At 54.0% G+C, this 16,544-nt stretch carries 12 protein-coding genes and 1 tRNA gene; 8 read left to right on the top strand and 5 right to left on the bottom strand.

Going from position 1 to position 16,544, the window contains the following annotated elements; genetic code table 11:
• Positions 1 to 47: 47 nt before the first annotated feature.
• The gene (gene galE / locus LT85_RS04655; RefSeq protein WP_038485880.1) at positions 48 to 1,070 is read left to right on the top strand and encodes a UDP-glucose 4-epimerase GalE; all 1,023 of its coding nucleotides are present in this window, start codon (positions 48 to 50) and stop codon (positions 1,068 to 1,070) included.
• Positions 1,071 to 1,267: 197 nt separating this feature from the next.
• On the opposite strand, the gene LT85_RS04650 is transcribed toward galE, so the two are convergent.
• The 5 genes from LT85_RS04650 to LT85_RS04630 all read right to left on the bottom strand — a co-directional run bounded on the left by LT85_RS04650 (position 1,268) and on the right by LT85_RS04630 (position 6,896).
• Positions 1,268 to 2,521 (bottom strand): O-antigen ligase family protein, encoded by a 1,254-nt coding sequence (locus LT85_RS04650; RefSeq protein ID WP_038485877.1) that lies wholly within the window; start codon positions 2,519 to 2,521, stop codon positions 1,268 to 1,270.
• Positions 2,522 to 2,645: 124 nt separating this feature from the next.
• On the bottom strand, positions 2,646 to 3,647 hold the full coding sequence (locus LT85_RS04645; RefSeq protein ID WP_253273666.1) for a glycosyltransferase family 8 protein: 1,002 nt from the start codon (positions 3,645 to 3,647) through the stop codon (positions 2,646 to 2,648).
• Between the two features lie 260 nt (positions 3,648 to 3,907).
• On the bottom strand, positions 3,908 to 4,666 hold the full coding sequence (locus LT85_RS04640) for a YdcF family protein (protein WP_253273665.1): 759 nt from the start codon (positions 4,664 to 4,666) through the stop codon (positions 3,908 to 3,910).
• Positions 4,663 to 6,018 carry a lipid IV(A) 3-deoxy-D-manno-octulosonic acid transferase gene (waaA, locus tag LT85_RS04635; protein ID WP_253273664.1) on the bottom strand — a complete coding sequence of 452 codons (1,356 nt, stop codon included), beginning with the start codon at positions 6,016 to 6,018 and terminating at the stop codon, positions 4,663 to 4,665. The genes LT85_RS04640 and waaA overlap by 4 nt, the downstream gene beginning before the upstream one ends.
• Positions 6,015 to 6,896 carry a Kdo hydroxylase family protein gene (locus LT85_RS04630; protein ID WP_038485871.1) on the bottom strand — a complete coding sequence of 294 codons (882 nt, stop codon included), beginning with the start codon at positions 6,894 to 6,896 and terminating at the stop codon, positions 6,015 to 6,017. Before LT85_RS04630 ends, waaA begins: the two co-directional genes overlap by 4 nt.
• A gap of 234 nt (positions 6,897 to 7,130) precedes the next feature.
• Between LT85_RS04630 and fdnG the strand changes: the two genes are divergently transcribed.
• The 7 genes from fdnG to LT85_RS04590 all read left to right on the top strand — a co-directional run bounded on the left by fdnG (position 7,131) and on the right by LT85_RS04590 (position 16,394).
• Positions 7,131 to 10,199, top strand: a complete 3,069-nt coding sequence (gene fdnG, locus LT85_RS04620; protein WP_156117426.1) for a formate dehydrogenase-N subunit alpha — start codon at positions 7,131 to 7,133, stop codon at positions 10,197 to 10,199.
• Positions 10,200 to 10,207: 8 nt separating this feature from the next.
• Positions 10,208 to 11,182, top strand: coding sequence for a formate dehydrogenase subunit beta (fdxH, locus tag LT85_RS04615; RefSeq protein WP_038485861.1), 975 nt, complete (start codon positions 10,208 to 10,210; stop codon positions 11,180 to 11,182).
• Positions 11,179 to 11,829: a formate dehydrogenase subunit gamma gene (locus LT85_RS04610; protein ID WP_038485857.1), complete on the top strand. Its 651-nt coding sequence runs from the start codon at positions 11,179 to 11,181 to the stop codon at positions 11,827 to 11,829. The genes fdxH and LT85_RS04610 overlap by 4 nt, the downstream gene beginning before the upstream one ends.
• Before the next feature lie 93 nt (positions 11,830 to 11,922).
• Positions 11,923 to 12,870, top strand: a complete 948-nt coding sequence (fdhE, locus tag LT85_RS04605; RefSeq protein ID WP_038485854.1) for a formate dehydrogenase accessory protein FdhE — start codon at positions 11,923 to 11,925, stop codon at positions 12,868 to 12,870.
• Positions 12,871 to 14,319, top strand: a complete 1,449-nt coding sequence (gene selA, locus LT85_RS04600) for an L-seryl-tRNA(Sec) selenium transferase (RefSeq protein WP_052134652.1) — start codon at positions 12,871 to 12,873, stop codon at positions 14,317 to 14,319.
• Positions 14,316 to 16,256: a selenocysteine-specific translation elongation factor gene (selB, locus tag LT85_RS04595; RefSeq protein ID WP_038485851.1), complete on the top strand. Its 1,941-nt coding sequence runs from the start codon at positions 14,316 to 14,318 to the stop codon at positions 16,254 to 16,256. The genes selA and selB overlap by 4 nt, the downstream gene beginning before the upstream one ends.
• A 42-nt stretch (positions 16,257 to 16,298) precedes the next feature.
• Positions 16,299 to 16,394 (top strand) — tRNA-Sec (locus LT85_RS04590).
• Positions 16,395 to 16,544: the final 150 nt, after the last annotated feature.

The raw sequence follows: 16,544 nt of genomic DNA, 5'->3' as shown, positions 1-16,544 counted from the left end.
TAATGAGACTTTTCCTTGCTGATAATAAAAATCGAAATGAATTTCCTATGAAGAAAACCATTGTTCTCACTGGGGCAACCGGATATATAGGCTCTCATACTTGGTGCGCCTTGCTTGCCGCCGGATATAACGTCATCGGTCTGGATAATCTTTGCAATAGCATGTATGCAGTTGTAGAACGAGTTGCCACGATTTCCGGTGAAAAATTGCATTTCATCGAAGGGGATGTGCGCGATGCTACTTTGCTAGATAGTCTTTTCTCAAAGTACCAAATAGATGCAGTAATCCATTTTGCCGCCCTGAAAGCCGTGGGAGAATCGGTAGAAAAACCGCTTGCATATTACGATACGAATCTAAATGGCTTGTTGAATTTATGTCAGGTTATGGCGCAGCATACCGTCAAAACTTTGGTATTTAGTTCATCTGCAACGGTTTACGGTAATCCGGAATCGGTGCCAATCGTGGAAAACTCTCCTCTGCGTCCAACCAATCCCTATGGCCAAACCAAAGTGATGAGCGAGCAAATTTTGCATGACCTGGAACTCTCTGACCCAGATTGGCGCATCGGCTATTTACGCTACTTCAATCCCGTTGGCGCTCATGAAAGTGGTTTGATCGGTGAAGATCCTCTTGGCCTGCCTAACAACTTGATGCCCTACGTGGCGCAGGTTGCTGTTGGCAAGCGGGATAAATTACGCGTTTATGGTGGTGACTATCCAACGGAGGACGGTACTGGCGTGCGTGATTATATTCACGTGATGGATTTGGCTGAGGGACACGTCTCGGCACTTTCGCATTTACTTCACAAAGGTGCATCATTCACAGTCAATCTCGGTGCTGGGAAAGGTGTCAGCGTGCTGCAAGTAATTAGCAGCTATGAGAAAGCATGCGGCCACTCAATTCCTTATGAAATTGTCGCAAGACGCCCCGGTGACGTACCCGCCTACTGCGCGGATCCGTCGCTGGCCGCTGAAATCCTCAATTGGCGGGCGACCCGCGACCTCAATACTATTTGTGCCGACTCGTGGCGTTGGCAGAATATGAATCCAAACGGTTTTTCTGATGCCTAAGCCTACAACGTCAATAAATGACGATCACCATCTGTATTTAAATATGAATTCTTTGTTGCAATCTCCCCGGCAGGTGACTGTACAAAAATTCTATCGATCGGAACGAGATAAATGAAAAGCGCCACGTTTACACGTGGCGCTTTGTTATATGCAGTCTCAAAAATTAATTATTTGCATAACTATGCTAAGCAATACTTTTATTGATGCGATTCTTTTGGCTTATCTAGAAATTCTTTTCTCTTCATAATATATATTAAGAAAAAAGCTATGCTTATAGTGTAATAAGGATAAACTTCCCACCACAAAAATACAACATCGACTAATCCCAATGTAAAAAATCCAAGGCACAATGCAAGACCCATTGCAGCTATATAACGAATTTCTGAATCATTATTACGTATATTGCGAAAGAAATAATAAGCTGGTGTGCAGTACAATGCTAGTATTGTAAATAATCCAAACAAACCAAGCTTCGACATCATAAACAATATTTCATTGTGAGAGTGCGGGAAAGTTGCAGAAAGAGGAGTAATAATATTTCGCTTGGAAAGTTCTTCCAATGCCAGTGGAAAACCCTCCACACCAACTCCTGTGAGTGGATGTTCGGTGAACAATACCCAAGAACCGTGCCAGAGTTGGAGACGCGTCCCCAAAGAAGTATCGATATTTTTCCCCGCAGAATATTGCGTGATATCGCTTTCCCCAATCAGAACTCGTTCTTTTACAATATTTCCAAAATAAGATATTGCACCCAAAAAAACAACAAAAGAAATGACGACTGACAATTTATAGCTGGAACGAATATTTTTGGTCACTAAAAGTGCTATGGCAATAAATACAAAAATGGTCAACCATACACCGCGCGATTGTGATAAATATGCGGCATATAATCCGGCACACAGCGCCGCTATTTTGAAAAAAATAGCAATTTTGTTCTCTGGCTTATTCCAAACGATAGATAAAGCAGAGAAAATTCCTAGCAGTAAGGTGAGTTCACCAAAGATAATAATGGGAATAAAATCCGATCCGTAACGCATTGCCCCGCCGCCAGTAAGCACATGGATTTTAACCGCCGACAGGAATGCTCCTATCACCCAAGCCCACTGAACGTACTTCATGTATCTGATAGACAGAAAGGACATTACCCAGAAAACCAGGACGAACATCGCTAGCCGGAATGGGGGATCATATGTTCGCCATAGAAAATGACCGGATCCAATCTGATTAGCCAATACAGCAATTAGCCAGGCGCACATTGTCAGATGAAGCGGCCAGTATTCTTTTACTAACTGAACGAATGATTTATCATTCGCTTTTTTCCCAGATACTAGGAAAACTAGGCCAAATAATAACAACAGGCCAAAAATCACCCCGGCAGATCGATCTACAACTAATGCCAGTATATAAAATGCAATCAATAAGGCAGTAACCAGCAATTTCGAGTAACGCAAATGCTTCTCCGATTCGCGGATATTTTAAAATTCAAAGAACAACTTATTGCTTTATTTTCTTTAAAAAAGAAAACTCAGCTTTCGTTAAAAATATACTATTAATGTAATGCAATAATATTTGGATTTACCCAGTCAAAGTCTTAAAATTACGAATAAATCTTGCATATAAATACCTAATATGCCAAAGCACACCATCAACGACTCTATGCTGCTTGATGAGAAATTTCGAAAACAACTTCAATTCCCTGACAGTTTTAGGCTGGTCCAATGGCATATCTGCCCAAGAAGATTGCACTTGATATTCAATGAATATGGCTCTTGCTTCGTGCAAACACCAATCATGCCAAGGTTTTACAGGGCCGGTAAAATGCATGAATACAACCGGTTCTGTTACTTTCAAATGCTTCTCGCCCTTACTGAGAAAATCCACCAGATGGTAGCGAAAATTCCATTTTTCTTCGATATATATTGTGTGCCCGTTGAGCACAATATTTAATGCGTCCTGATCTGCAAAAACCAACTCCTGCGTCGACAAAATCGTTAATGCCTTGTTTTGCGAATCGTTCGCTATCCAGTTGTCAACATTGATGTACATGACACCCGCATTGAAATATTCATGATGCGACAAATTCAATCTGGCAATTTGTGTCTTCGCCGTGGTTTCCATCTGATCATGAACCACTGCGGCTATATAGTCATCTATTTCTATAGAGGATAATCCATCAAGTTTTCCCATACACAAGATATCGGCATCCATATAAAGTACTTTACTGGCAATTCCCTGAAGCAAATTGGGAATCAGGAGCCGAACGAATGTACCTAGCGGATGCTGAGAAAAGCAGGGAAATTGCGAAAACTCGGCCAACACGCTGGTGTGGAGCATGTGGATATTGATGGTAGTGTTGTACTGGCTTTCCAATTCCGCCAAGCGGCGCCGACTGTCATCGGTAATAGAAAATGCAAAGACGTGGAACACGAACGTCATGCCAGGATTGTTTCTCAGCACGGAGGTCATGGCGACGCCCATGCCTCTGTAGTAATTGATGTCTACACCAAATGCAATATGCATAGGATGAGACGCGAGAATTACGCCGGAAACCGGATTATGGGATGAAGGGATGCCCAATTGTTGTCCTTGCTAGCCTATGTTATCGAATCCTCAAAGCCTAAGGACTGAGTCTTCCATGAAAATTAATAAAAAAGCCATTAAAACGAACCACTATCAAGCTTTTTAAAAATTAGCGAAGGATAGCAAATTTGAGTCCTGCATACCATTGAAACGCATGATAGTTTCAGTCTTAGACGAATGTACAGGCCTCTGGATTCAGTTGTTTTTGTTGTATTTGAGCCAGCCCGCTGTCGAGCGGTTCCCATATGTTACAAGCGTTACAAGTTGCTGCGTTGCAGAAAATGCCACAGCATTCCCAGCCACTCATGTAATGCATATTCACTGCGACGCATACCCTCCCCAGAAGGCATGAAACTCAGCAACGTCAGCCTGTCCCTACTAAAAAATACCGTCGGTGCGACCACCACTTCCAATCCGGTCTTCTCAAAAAGAATTTGAGCGCGAGACATATGTAAAGCATCTGTGACTAGTAAAATCCGGCCCACCCCTGCCCGCCTCAGAATTTCTGCAGAAAATAATGCATTCTGTTCGGTATTATCAGAGACATCTTCCAGCCACTTTACCGGCACAGAAAAATCTTCCCGCAAACTGTTTGCCATCATTTCAGCTTCTGATGACGGCCAGCCCTCGGGACTCCCGCCCGATACCAATATCGGCAAACCCGTTTGGCGATATATCTTTGCACCGTAACGCAAACGAGCCAGAGTCCAGTAATTCGGCTCATCGGCAGCGCCATACTCCGGCGCATTTCCCAAGCGGCCGCCGCCCAATATCACAATCGCCTGTGCATCATGCAGGCCTGCCGCAGACAAAACCGGGACCCGTTGCTCTAACGGCACCACCAGCAGCAACGCCCCTGCCTTGCTGCTCAATATCCCAAGCAACAATAGCGAAGCAACGCTCAGAGTGACACCCAAACGTGGATAAGCGCGACGCAAGAGGATCCCGGCAAAACAGGACAAGATAAGATTCGTGGGCATCAGCAAGAGCGTGCTGAGCACTTTGGTTGCGATCACGGCGATGTGCATGGGACAGAGAACTCGGAAGAGATTAAAGGCTGCAGCAATGCCATGGTTCGCGCGGTAGCGCCTCGATGCTGCCGCGCGAAACTGCTAGCCTGCTGGCCCATCGCTTGCCGTTGCTCCCGGCTCTGCAACAGATACAGCGCCTCATCTAGCATATTCTCGACATCGGTCACGCGACGCGCGGCGCCGGCCGCAATGGCCTGCTCGGTGATGGCGGAGAAGTTAAACGTATGGGGACCAATCAATACCGGTTTGCCTACGGCAAAGGCCTCGATCAGGTTTTGCCCTCCCATCGGCAACAGGCTACCGCCGATAAACGCAACATCGCAAACAGCGTAGTAGGCGAACATTTCGCCCATTGAATCGCCCACCAGTATTCTTGTTTCGGGCGGCACGGCGTCGCTGCCAAGTCCGGTGCGGCGCAACGACGACAATCCCTTCGCTGCCGCCAGCTGGGCAACTTCGTCAAAACGCTGCGGATGACGCGGTACGATTACTGTCAAAATATTCGACCATGCCGGATTCTGGCCGCGCCGGAACAAAGCTTCGAGTATCAAGTCTTCTTCGCCCTCGCGGGTGCTAGCGCACAACAATACCGGACGACTACCTATCTGCGCTCGTATCGCGGCACCCGCAGCCAACAAGGCCGGCGGCGGAGTGACATCGAATTTAACGCTACCGGTCACCTGCACATTGCGGCCGCCAAGCTGTCGTAAGCGGCCTGCATCTGCATCGGTCTGCGCGCCGACGCAGGACATCCCGCCGGCGGCTTCTGTCATCAGCGTGGAAAATCGCTTGCCGCGACGCAGGGAGCGCTCCGACAGTCGCGCATTCACCAGTGCGACCGGCACCTTGTAACGACCGCACTGCGCGATCAGGTTCGGCCATACTTCCGTTTCCATCAATACGCACAGACTTGGCTTGAAGTGACGAAGGAAACGCCCGACCATCCAGCCGGTATCGTAAGGAAGAAAGGATTGCACCACGCGGGGAAATTTGCCGAACAGAGAATGCCCGGTCGCGCGGCCTGTTGCGGTCATGTGCGTCAACAGGATGGTATAGTCCGGATAAGCATCAAGCATAGCGGCTATCAAAGGCTCGGCGGCGCGTGTTTCGCCAACGGAAACGGCATGCACCCACAGGAATTTGCTTGTCGCCAGATGCTGCGCCATGGGAGGATAAAACCCGATGCGCTCCGCCACATGCTGGCGGTAACCTGGCTCCTTGCCGCCGCGCCGCCACAAGCGCAGCAATACCATCGGCATCGCCAGCCACCATACCGCCGAGTACAGCAAACGAATGCGCCAGGCCCGCCCTGCATCAAAACCCGATGCAGCCTTCATTCCGTGAGCACGCGGCCAGTCAGGCGGCGCAGGATCGCCAGCGGGCTGGCGCCTGGGTCGTACTGCTTCGCAGCTGGCAAATGCAAGGTCTGTTCCATCATGTACTGGCCGGCCATCACCGCATGCGGTGTCTGGTCGGAAAAACACACCCACACCGATCCGGCGGCAAATGGCTGGGTTACTTGCGGACCGTTTTTCTGGTACTCAAGATCGGACTTCATGGCGTCGTGCAGTTGCAACATCAGATGATCGTATTCGCTACGCAGCGACTTCGTGATGTGTAAGGCGTTCATGGCCTTTGCCTGCCAGCGCGAATAGGCTTTGACGCGCGGCAGGAACCGTTGCGCGACATCTTCGAACGGCTCACCGACACGCCAGACGCGCGGCACGCCGTCTGGGTTAACGTTGGCAAACACGCGCAAGATCCGCTCACCGTAATTCGGGCGTGACGGGAAAGAATCGACATGCAGGCGGCGGTCATCGGCCCGCCACGACTGGGCACGGGTTTCCACTTGCATCGGCCTGTAGCTGGTGGGGGCCATGCGCAATTCGCTACGGGTGTCGGCATACGCTGGCAACAGGGAATAGATCAACTGCTGGGCCTGGCTGCGAAAACGTCCGATCATCTTGGCCAAGGCGATCTGGTCAGCCGCATTACCAAGCGCGCCCTTCAGCTTGCCGTTCGCGTCGAGACTGATGTTGCGGCTTTTGGGATCCCGGATCTCCGGTGTCAGGAAACGCTGCTCATCGGCAGTGAATGCAAAACTCAGATGTGGGAAATACAGGACTTTTCCGGCTTCAAGCGCGGAAATCCAGGCCGAGTTTGGCGTGTTGATCTGCCAGTCGGCAATATCGATTTCGAGAATTTGTTGTTCCATGGCCGTATTATGCCGCGTTGCAATGACGACGTGAACCACGGCATCTGTCCACCTTGTTGATATTTATCAAACAATCAATAAAAAGCATGTTTTTCCAGCCTGCGCAGGACGAAACTGCCGTAACAGCCGGGGGGGTGCAACATTTCCTTCTGTTGGCAAACAATAATCCATCCTATAATAAAAACGCATGTTCAGAACACTGTTTGGCATTAATGCGCAAAGAGAGGTCTACCCATGGTTCACATGTCCCGGCGCCAGTTCCTTAAAACGACTGGCGCAACCCTGGCAGGTTCAAGCTTGGCGCTGATGGGATTTTCTCCCGCCCCTGCGCTGGCCGAAGTACGCAGCTACAAGCTGACGCGCACGGTCGAAACCCGTAATACTTGCCCCTATTGCTCCGTCAGTTGCGGAATCCTGATGTACAGCCTCGGTGACGGCGCCAAGAATGCCAAAGCCAGCATCATCCATATCGAAGGCGACCCCGACCACCCGGTCAATCGTGGCACGCTCTGCCCGAAAGGCGCTTCCCTGCTGGATTTCGTACACAGTCCCAGTCGGCTGCAGTTCCCGGAATACCGGGCGCCGGGCTCCAAAGAGTGGAAACGCATGTCGTGGGACGATGCGTTAAGCCGTATCGCTACCCTGATGAAACAGGACCGGGACGCCAACTTCATCGAAAAGACGCCGGAGGGACTAACCGTCAACCGCTGGCTAACCACAGGCATGCTGGCGGCGTCGGCCAGCAGCAATGAAGTCGGCTATCTGACCCATAAAACCATGCGCAGCCTCGGGCTGCTGGCGTTCGACAACCAGGCGCGTGTCTGACACGGTCCGACGGTGGCAGGTCTTGCCCCGACGTTTGGCCGTGGAGCGATGACGAATCATTGGGTCGACATCAAGAATGCGGACGTTGTCCTTATCATGGGCGGCAATGCAGCCGAGGCCCATCCGTGCGGCTTCAAATGGGTGACCGAAGCCAAGGCGCATAACAAGGCAAAGCTGATTGTGGTCGATCCGCGTTTTACGCGCTCGGCCTCGGTGGCGGATTTCTATGCGCCTATCAGGACCGGCACTGACATTATTTTCCTCGGCGGAGTGATTCGTTACTTGCTGGAGAAAGATCAGATCCAGCACGAGTACGTCAAGAATTACACCGATTTCAGCTTCCTCGTGCGCGAAGACTATGCCTTCGACGATGGCATTTTCTCTGGCTACAACGCCGACAAGCGCAACTACACCAAGACAACCTGGGACTACGAGGTGGGCGAAGACGGTTTTGTAAAGACCGATCCGAGCCTGACCCATCCGCGCTGCGTCTTTAACATGATGAAACAACACTACGAGCGCTACACGCCGGAGATGGTGGAAAGCGTCTGCGGCACGCCCAAGGAAAAATTCCTTAAAGTGTGCGAAATGCTGGCCTCGACGGCATCGCCGACCCGCGCAGGTACGATCTTGTATGCACTCGGCTGGACCCAACACTCGATCGGCTCGCAGATCATCCGCACCGGCGCCATGGTGCAGCTGTTGCTGGGGAATATCGGGATCGCCGGCGGCGGCATGAACGCCCTGCGCGGTCACTCGAATATCCAGGGACTCACCGATCTGGGCTTGATGACCAACCTGCTGCCAGGCTACATGACCCTGCCCTCCGAATCCGAGCAGGATTTCGGCAAATATATCGCCGCCCGCGCCAGCAAGCCGCTACGTCCCAACCAGCTCAGCTATTGGCAGAACTACGGAAAATTCCATGTCAGCCTGATGAAATCCTGGTGGGGCGACGCCGCCACCGCAGACAACAACTGGGCCTACGACTACCTGCCCAAGCTCGACAAGCCCTATGACATGCTGCAAATATTTGAGCTGATGAAACAGGGCAAGGTCAACGGTTATATCGCACAGGGCTTCAATCCGCTAGCGGCTGCGCCCGACAAGGGCAAGATCGGCGCCAGCCTGGCCAAGCTGAAGTTCCTGGTGGTGATGGATCCACTCGCGACCGAGACTTCCGAATTCTGGAAGAATCACGGCGCGTTCAACGACGTCGATTCGAGCCAGATACAAACCGAGGTATTCCGGCTACCGACCACCTGCTTTGCCGAAGAAGAAGGTTCGCTGACGAATTCCGGCCGCTGGCTGCAATGGCACTGGAAAGGCGCGGAACCTCCGGGCGAAGCGCGCAGCGACCTGGAAATCATGTCGACCCTGTTCCTGAAGATGCGCAAGATGTATGTAACGGACGGCGGCAAATATCCCGACCCTATCGTCAAGCTGTCCTGGCCCTATGCCGATCCAGAAAGCCCGACGGCCGTGGAACTGGCCAGGGAATACAATGGCCGCGCCCTGAGCGACCTGGCCGATCCGAAAGACGCCAGCAAGATCACTCGCAAGAAAAACGAACAGCTGGCCGGCTTTGCCGAACTACGCGACGACGGCAGCACGGCTTGCGGTTGCTGGATCTTCAGCGGCTGCTGGACTGAAGCAGGCAACCAGATGGCGAGACGCGACAATTCGGACCCTACCGGCATCGGCCAAACGCTCAACTGGTCCTGGGCGTGGCCGGCCAACCGCCGCGTCCTGTATAACCGCGCTTCCTGCGATGTGAATGGCAAGCCGTTCGACGCCAAGCGCAAGCTGATCGGCTGGAACGGCGACAAGTGGGGTGGCGTCGACGTCCCCGATTTCAAGGTAGACGAAAACCCTGCCGGCGGCATGGGGCCGTTCATCATGAATCCGGAAGGCGTGGCGCGTTTCTTCGCCCGCGCCGGCATGGCCGAAGGCCCGTTCCCTGTGCACTACGAACCGTTCGAAACGCCGGTCGGTTATAACCCGCTGTTCCCGAAGAATGCAAGCGCAACCAGCAATCCTGGCGCTCGCGTGTTCCCTGACGACCGCGCCATGTTCGGCAAGGTTGACGCCTTCCCGCACGTCGGCACTACTTACCGCCTCACCGAGCATTTCCATTACTGGACCAAGCATGCGCGTCTCAACGCCATTCTCCAGCCGGAGCAGTTCGTTGAAATCGGCGAGGATCTGGCGAAGGAAGTCGGCGTAGTGGCCGGTGAGCGGGTCAAGGTTAGCTCCAAGCGCGGCTATATCGTTGCCGTGGCGGTGGTGACCAAGCGCATCAAGAAAATGACGATTGAAGGAAAACCTGTGCATCACGTCGGCATCCCTATCCACTGGGGCTTCAAGGGCCTGACCAAACCGGGCTATCTCGCCAACACGCTGACGCCGGGCGTGGGAGATGGCAATTCGCAGACGCCGGAATTCAAGTCGTTCCTGGTCAAAGTCGAGAAGACATAGGAGAAACCATGGCTCTGCAATCGCTCGATGTCAAACGCGTCTCTGCCACCACCACGCCGCCGCCCGGCGCGCGTGAACCGGTCACCGGCACTGTCGCCAAACTGATCGACGTCACCAAATGCATAGGCTGCAAAGCCTGCCAGACCGCCTGCATGGAATGGAATGACTTGCGCGATGAGGTCGGCGTCAATGTTGGCGTGCTGGACAATCCGCCTGACATGACGGAACACTCGTGGACCGTCATGCGGTTTTCAGAATACGAAAATCCGGACGGCAATCTCGAATGGCTGATCCGGAAGGATGGCTGCATGCACTGCGAAGATCCGGGTTGCCTCAAGGCTTGTCCGTCGCCCGGCGCGATCGTCCAATACAACAATGGCATAGTCGATTTCCATGAAGAAAACTGCATTGGCTGCGGCTATTGCGTCACCGGCTGCCCGTTCGATGTGCCGAGGATTTCAAAGAAAGACAACAAAGCCTACAAATGCACGCTGTGCTCGGACCGGGTCGCAGTGGGCCAGGAGCCGGCCTGCGTCAAGACCTGCCCTACCGGCGCCATTGTCTTCGGCACCAAGGAAGACATGAAAGCGCATGCGGCTGAACGTATCGTCGATCTCAAAGAACGCGGCTTCGGGCAGGCCGGTTTGTACGATCCGCCCGGCGTGGGCGGCACCCACGTCATGTACGTGCTGCATCATGCCGACAAACCCTCTCTCTACCACGGCCTGCCAGACAATCCGCACATCAGTCCGTTGGTCGGCCTGTGGAAAGGTGTCGCCAAGCCATTGGCGCTGGCCGGTATCGCACTGACTGCGCTGGCCGGATTCTTCCACTATATCAAGGTCGGGCCGAACGAGGTGACAGATGACGACAAGGCTGCGGAAGAGCAAGAGTCCGCAGCATCAAGACGCGCCGCCCTGCTCACTACGCCTGAGAACAATGCGAACGATCCCAACATCACAGGACAGGATCTGCCACCATGAACAACCCCGACAACGCCGATCGAGATGTCACAAAAGACAGCATCGTTCGCTACAACGCCGCTGAGCGTATCAATCACTGGGTGGTCGCCATCACCTTTGTGATACTGGCCTTATCCGGACTGGCCTTGTTTCACCCGGCGCTGTTCTGGCTCAGTTTTGTGCTGGGCGGCGGCCCTTGGACCCGCATCCTGCATCCCTTCATCGGCCTGGTGATGTTTGTCTGCTTTGCGCTGCTGACCCTGCGTTTCTGGCGGCACAACCTGATCAGTAAAAATGATGTCGCGTGGCTGGAAAATGTCGGCGACGTCATCAGCAACCGCGAAGAAAACCTGCCGCCGGTAGGCCGTTACAACGGCGGCCAGAAATTACTGTTCTGGGTCATGATCGCCTGCATGGCAGGCTTGCTGTTGTCCGGCATCGTCATCTGGCGCGCCTGGTTTTCCTGGCTGTTTCCGATCTTTGTCATCCGGCTTGCCGTGGTGTTGCATGCGCTGTGCGGCTTTGGGCTCATTGTCGGCATCATCGTGCATATCTATGCTGCGATCTGGGTCCAGGGCACTGTCGGCGCTATGACACGCGGTACGGTAAGCAGAGCCTGGGCGCGCAAGCATCACGCCGAGTGGTACCGGAACATGACTGGCGAATGAAATTTTCGTGCGCCCCCTCAGGACATATTTAGGCTACATTAATACCATCTGCTTTGAAAGGGTCATTCGCACCCACGAAAGGAAGGTGGCGCTTTGCAACGTATCCTTGAACCGGGTGAAATCGAAGCCCTGGATCACAATGCGATTCCTCGTGTCCGATTGCCGCAACGCATCAATATTTTCAGCAACCGGGCGCAACGCCTCAGACAGCTAGCGGCAGGCAACCCAATCGGCGATTACCTGAAATTGATGGCGTCGCTGGCCGAGACGCAACAACAGGCATTGAACGAACTAGCCCGGGAACCTGACGATCAGGCTCAGGTTCAAGCCAGCAACAACCTCGCCCAGACACATCTGATGCCATTGATCCTGGCGACTGATCAGGTACGCAGCCCGCATTGGCAAGCGATATTGGACCAACTGCTGGAGCAACTCGCCAAATCAACGGACTTGCCGCCGCAGCTAACCCAACTGATAGAACATATTAGACAAAGCAGCCCTAACCAGCACGACAGCCAGGCGGAAGCTATTTTGCGGCGCAACAATGAAATCATCGACCCGGCCAGCGCCCCGTTCTATACAGCTGCCTTACAGGTCATATGCAGCGATCTGGTGACGCGCTTCCAGGTTCGCGACGTGCCATTGCTGGACACCCCGGGTTTATGCCCATGCTGCGGCTCGATGCCGGTTGCAAGCGTCGTGCGGATGGATGGGCAATCACAGGGCCATCGCTATCTGCAATGCGGCATGTGCGCCGCCGAATGGCATATGGTGCGAATCAAGTGCACCTATTGCGATTCCACCCAAGGAATCGCGTATCAATCCATAGAAGACGAACAGGCCGCCGGCGCAGCAAGCGCCAAAGCCGAGACCTGCGACGCATGCCATAGCTGGCTGAAAATTTTTTATCAGGAAAAGGATCCGTATGTAGAACCCGTTGCCGACGATCTGGCCAGTTTGACGCTGGATCTGCTCATGGGTGAAACCGCCTACGTTCGTCGTCAAGGCAACCCGCTGTTGTGGCAAGCTGCGGAGGGCTGAATGAAAGGCGCAATCTCGCTGGTCAGTCCTATCCTTGCGGCCGCCAGCGACATTCCCGCAGTAGACCGCGTTCTGAATCTGCCTCAGACCCAGACCTTGCTAACGCAATATGGACGCACTCAGGTGACCGCAGCCGTACGCAGGCTACTCGACGAACTCAGAAGCCAGGCGTTGGCCGGAACACTTGCGGCGAGCGCCATTGACGATAGCAGCTTGAGCAGCAGTCTGGAGCAGCGCCTTGCGACTGCCAGCCGCCTGCAACTGCGTGCGATGTTCAATCTCACTGGTACCGTGCTTCACACAAACCTAGGACGCGCGCTGCTGCCGTATGAAGCCGTACAGGCAGTGATTAGTGCCTTGACCAATCCCGCCAATCTTGAATTCGATCTGGAAACCGGTGGCCGCGGCGACCGCGACAGCCTGGTGGAAGACGTATTGTGCGAACTCACCGGGGCCGAAGCGGCAACCATCGTCAACAACAATGCTGCGGCGGTATTCCTGATGCTGAACGCGCTGGCGCAAAGGAAGGAAGTCATCGTCTCGCGCGGCGAACTGGTTGAAATCGGCGGGGCTTTCAGGATTCCCGACATCATGCAACGCGCCGGGGCAAAGCTGATCGAGGTCGGCACCACCAACCGCACCCATCCTGCAGATTACGCCAACGCCATCAGCGCTCGCAGTGCGATGCTGATGAAAGTCCATTGCAGCAATTACGCCGTCAGCGGTTTCACCAGCAGCGTCGAAGTTGCTACGCTGGCAGAGCTGGCGCGACCTCACGGTGTTGCCGTCACGGTCGATCTGGGCAGTGGCACACTGATTGACCTGACGCAATGGGGCTTGCCGGCAGAGACCACTGTACGGGAAACCATCCGACAGGGCGCCGACCTGGTGACATTCAGCGGCGACAAACTGCTGGGCGGGCCACAAGCAGGCATCATCGTCGGCCGCGCAGACCTGATACAGCGTATCAAGAAAAATCCGCTGAAACGCGCGCTGCGTGTCGGCAAACTCACGCTAGCGGCGCTGGAACCAGTATTACGGTTATATCTGGCGCCGGAATTCCTGGCCGAACGGCTAACTACCTTGCGCCTGCTGATCCGTAGTCAACCGCAGATACAGGCGCAGGCAGAGCGCCTGCTGCCGGTATTGCAGGTGGCATTAACAGGCAAATATGCAGTGACCGCCGAAGCAATGTTCAGCCAGATCGGCAGCGGCGCTTTACCTGTCGACCAGTTACCTAGCTACGGCCTGGTGCTGCGTGCCTGGAGCACCGCCGATGGCGGCAAGCGCCACGGCCGCGCACTCGACAAACTTGAGAAAGCGTTGCGGCATTTGCCGCGCCCAGTTATCGGCCGGATCGCCAGCGACGCACTATGGCTCGATTGTCGCTGCCTGGAAGAGCATGACGAAAACCTGTTCAAGGTTCAGCTGCAGGATTTATCCCTATGATCGTCGGCACCGCCGGACATATCGATCACGGCAAGACCACGCTGATCAAAGCGCTCACCGGCGTCAATACGGACCGCCTCAAGGAAGAGCAGGAACGCGGCATATCGATCGAACTTGGCTATGCCTACACCGCGCTGCCAAATGGCGATGTACTGGGATTCATCGATGTCCCCGGACATGAACGCCTGATCCACACCATGGTGGCAGGCGCCAGCGGCATCGACTTTGCGTTGCTGGTGATCGCCGCCGACGATGGCGTCATGCCGCAAACGCGGGAACATCTGGAAATCCTGCAATGGCTGGGAGTCAATGTCGGCGCCGTGGCCTTGACCAAAATCGACCGCGTCGATCAGGCCCGCATTGCGGAGGTTACCAACGAAATTCAAGAACTGCTTGTGCACACCAAACTGGCAGGCATACCGGTTTTTGCGGTTGCGGCGCATCTTCCGCAAGACGCCGGAACCGCTGCCTTGCAACGACATTTGCATGTGGCGGCGCAAAGCTTGCCGCCGCGCCGCGCCGATGGTCTCTTCAGGATGGCGATAGACCGGGTATTCACCTTGGCAGGACACGGCACCGTGGTAACCGGAACCGTTTTCTCGGGCGAGGTTCACAACGGCGATCATCTGGCACTGATGCCGTCCGGTGATACTGTACGGGTACGCAGTCTGCATGTACAAAACCGCCCCGCCGCCAGCGGCCACGCCGGCCAACGCTGCGCACTCAATCTGAGCGGCATCGACAGGGATGCCATCAAGCGCGGCGACTGGCTGGCAGATTCTCGTGCATTGATACCCTCGACACGGATAGACGCGGAACTGCACTTGTCTGCTCACGCCGGTTTGACGGTGCGCAACCGCTCTCCTCTGCATGTCCATTTAGGGACCATGCACCAGGTTGCCCATCTCACGTTGCTAGAGGGAAATGCGCTGACCGCCGGTCACAACTGCAAGGTGCAGCTGCTGTTCGAATCGCCTGTCTGCACCGTGCCGGGTGATCGCTTTATCGTCCGCAATGCGCAAGCAAACATGACAATTGGCGGCGGCCACGTGCTGGACCCGGTAGCGCCGGCAAGAAAGCGACGTGCGCCAGGGCGCCTGGCCTGGCTCGACGCGATGGAGCATATGCTGAATGGCGCCGGCATCACTTCCTTACTGCAAGCAACGCCTATCGGCGGCTTACGGCTTTCGACGCTGATGCAACTTAGCGGCTTGCCATCGGACTCATTGCGCTTACCGCCAGACGTACAAACGATTGTAACCGGAGCGCTGGAGCAGGATAAATTTGTGATGCTCTCCAGCCAATGGCATTCTCTAAAGGAATGCGCGCTTACCGCACTCGCCGATTTTCATACGCGCTTCCCGGATGAACAAGGTATCGATGCAGGACGTTTGCGGCGAATGGCACAGCCGAATCTAGACAGTGCGTTGTGGCACGCGGCCTTGGACACACTTCTCAGCGAAGGGGCAATTCAGCGTAGTGGACAGTGGCTTCATTTGCCGCAACATACTGTGTCGCTGTCAGAAAGCGAACAGGGGCTAGCGCAGCAATTGCTGTCAAAATTGGCAGCCGCAGATTTCGATCCTCCGTGGGTACGTGAACTGGCGAGGACGTATGCCCTGCCGGAAGAACAGGTTCGACAATTATTGCGCAAGTTGCTGCGGCAAGGATTGGTATATCAGATTGAACCTGACCTGTTTTATCACCACGACTGTTTACGTCAGCTGGCTGCGCTGGCGAAGAAACTGGCAACAGAGCAAACCCTTGAACATGGCACGAAAGCTGTCGCCGGCGTCAATGCCGCAACCTGGCGCGATGCGACCGGGCTGGGACGCAAGCGCGCGATACAAATCCTGGAGTTTTTCGATCGTATAGGTTATACCCGGCGCATACGCGACATGCATGTGTTACGCGACGGTGACACGGTCTGGTTTTGATAGCGTAGACGCCATCAATCCAGATAAGATAGAGCAGCACAAGGAAGGCACACGTATCCGGTGATGCGGCCGGGCTTCAAACCCGGTGGGGGGTGCCAGTCACTCCCGGGTAGGTTCGACTCCTGCTGTCTTCCGCCAATTATTGGCACGATGCAAAAGCATATGTGGCACGTACAAACTGAAAAAATACATAACTTCGCAACAAGCCATAACATATCTCATTGAATTAATAAAGACATGAATTGTTACAAAATGATACATAAATGCATCTCTTTTATGGTCTACTTT

Source organism: Collimonas arenae, from assembly GCF_000786695.1.
GTDB lineage: Bacteria > Pseudomonadota > Gammaproteobacteria > Burkholderiales > Burkholderiaceae_D > Collimonas > Collimonas arenae_A.
The sequence above is the reverse complement of the archived record's forward strand: the minus strand, read 5'-3'. Positions and strand labels throughout refer to the sequence as shown.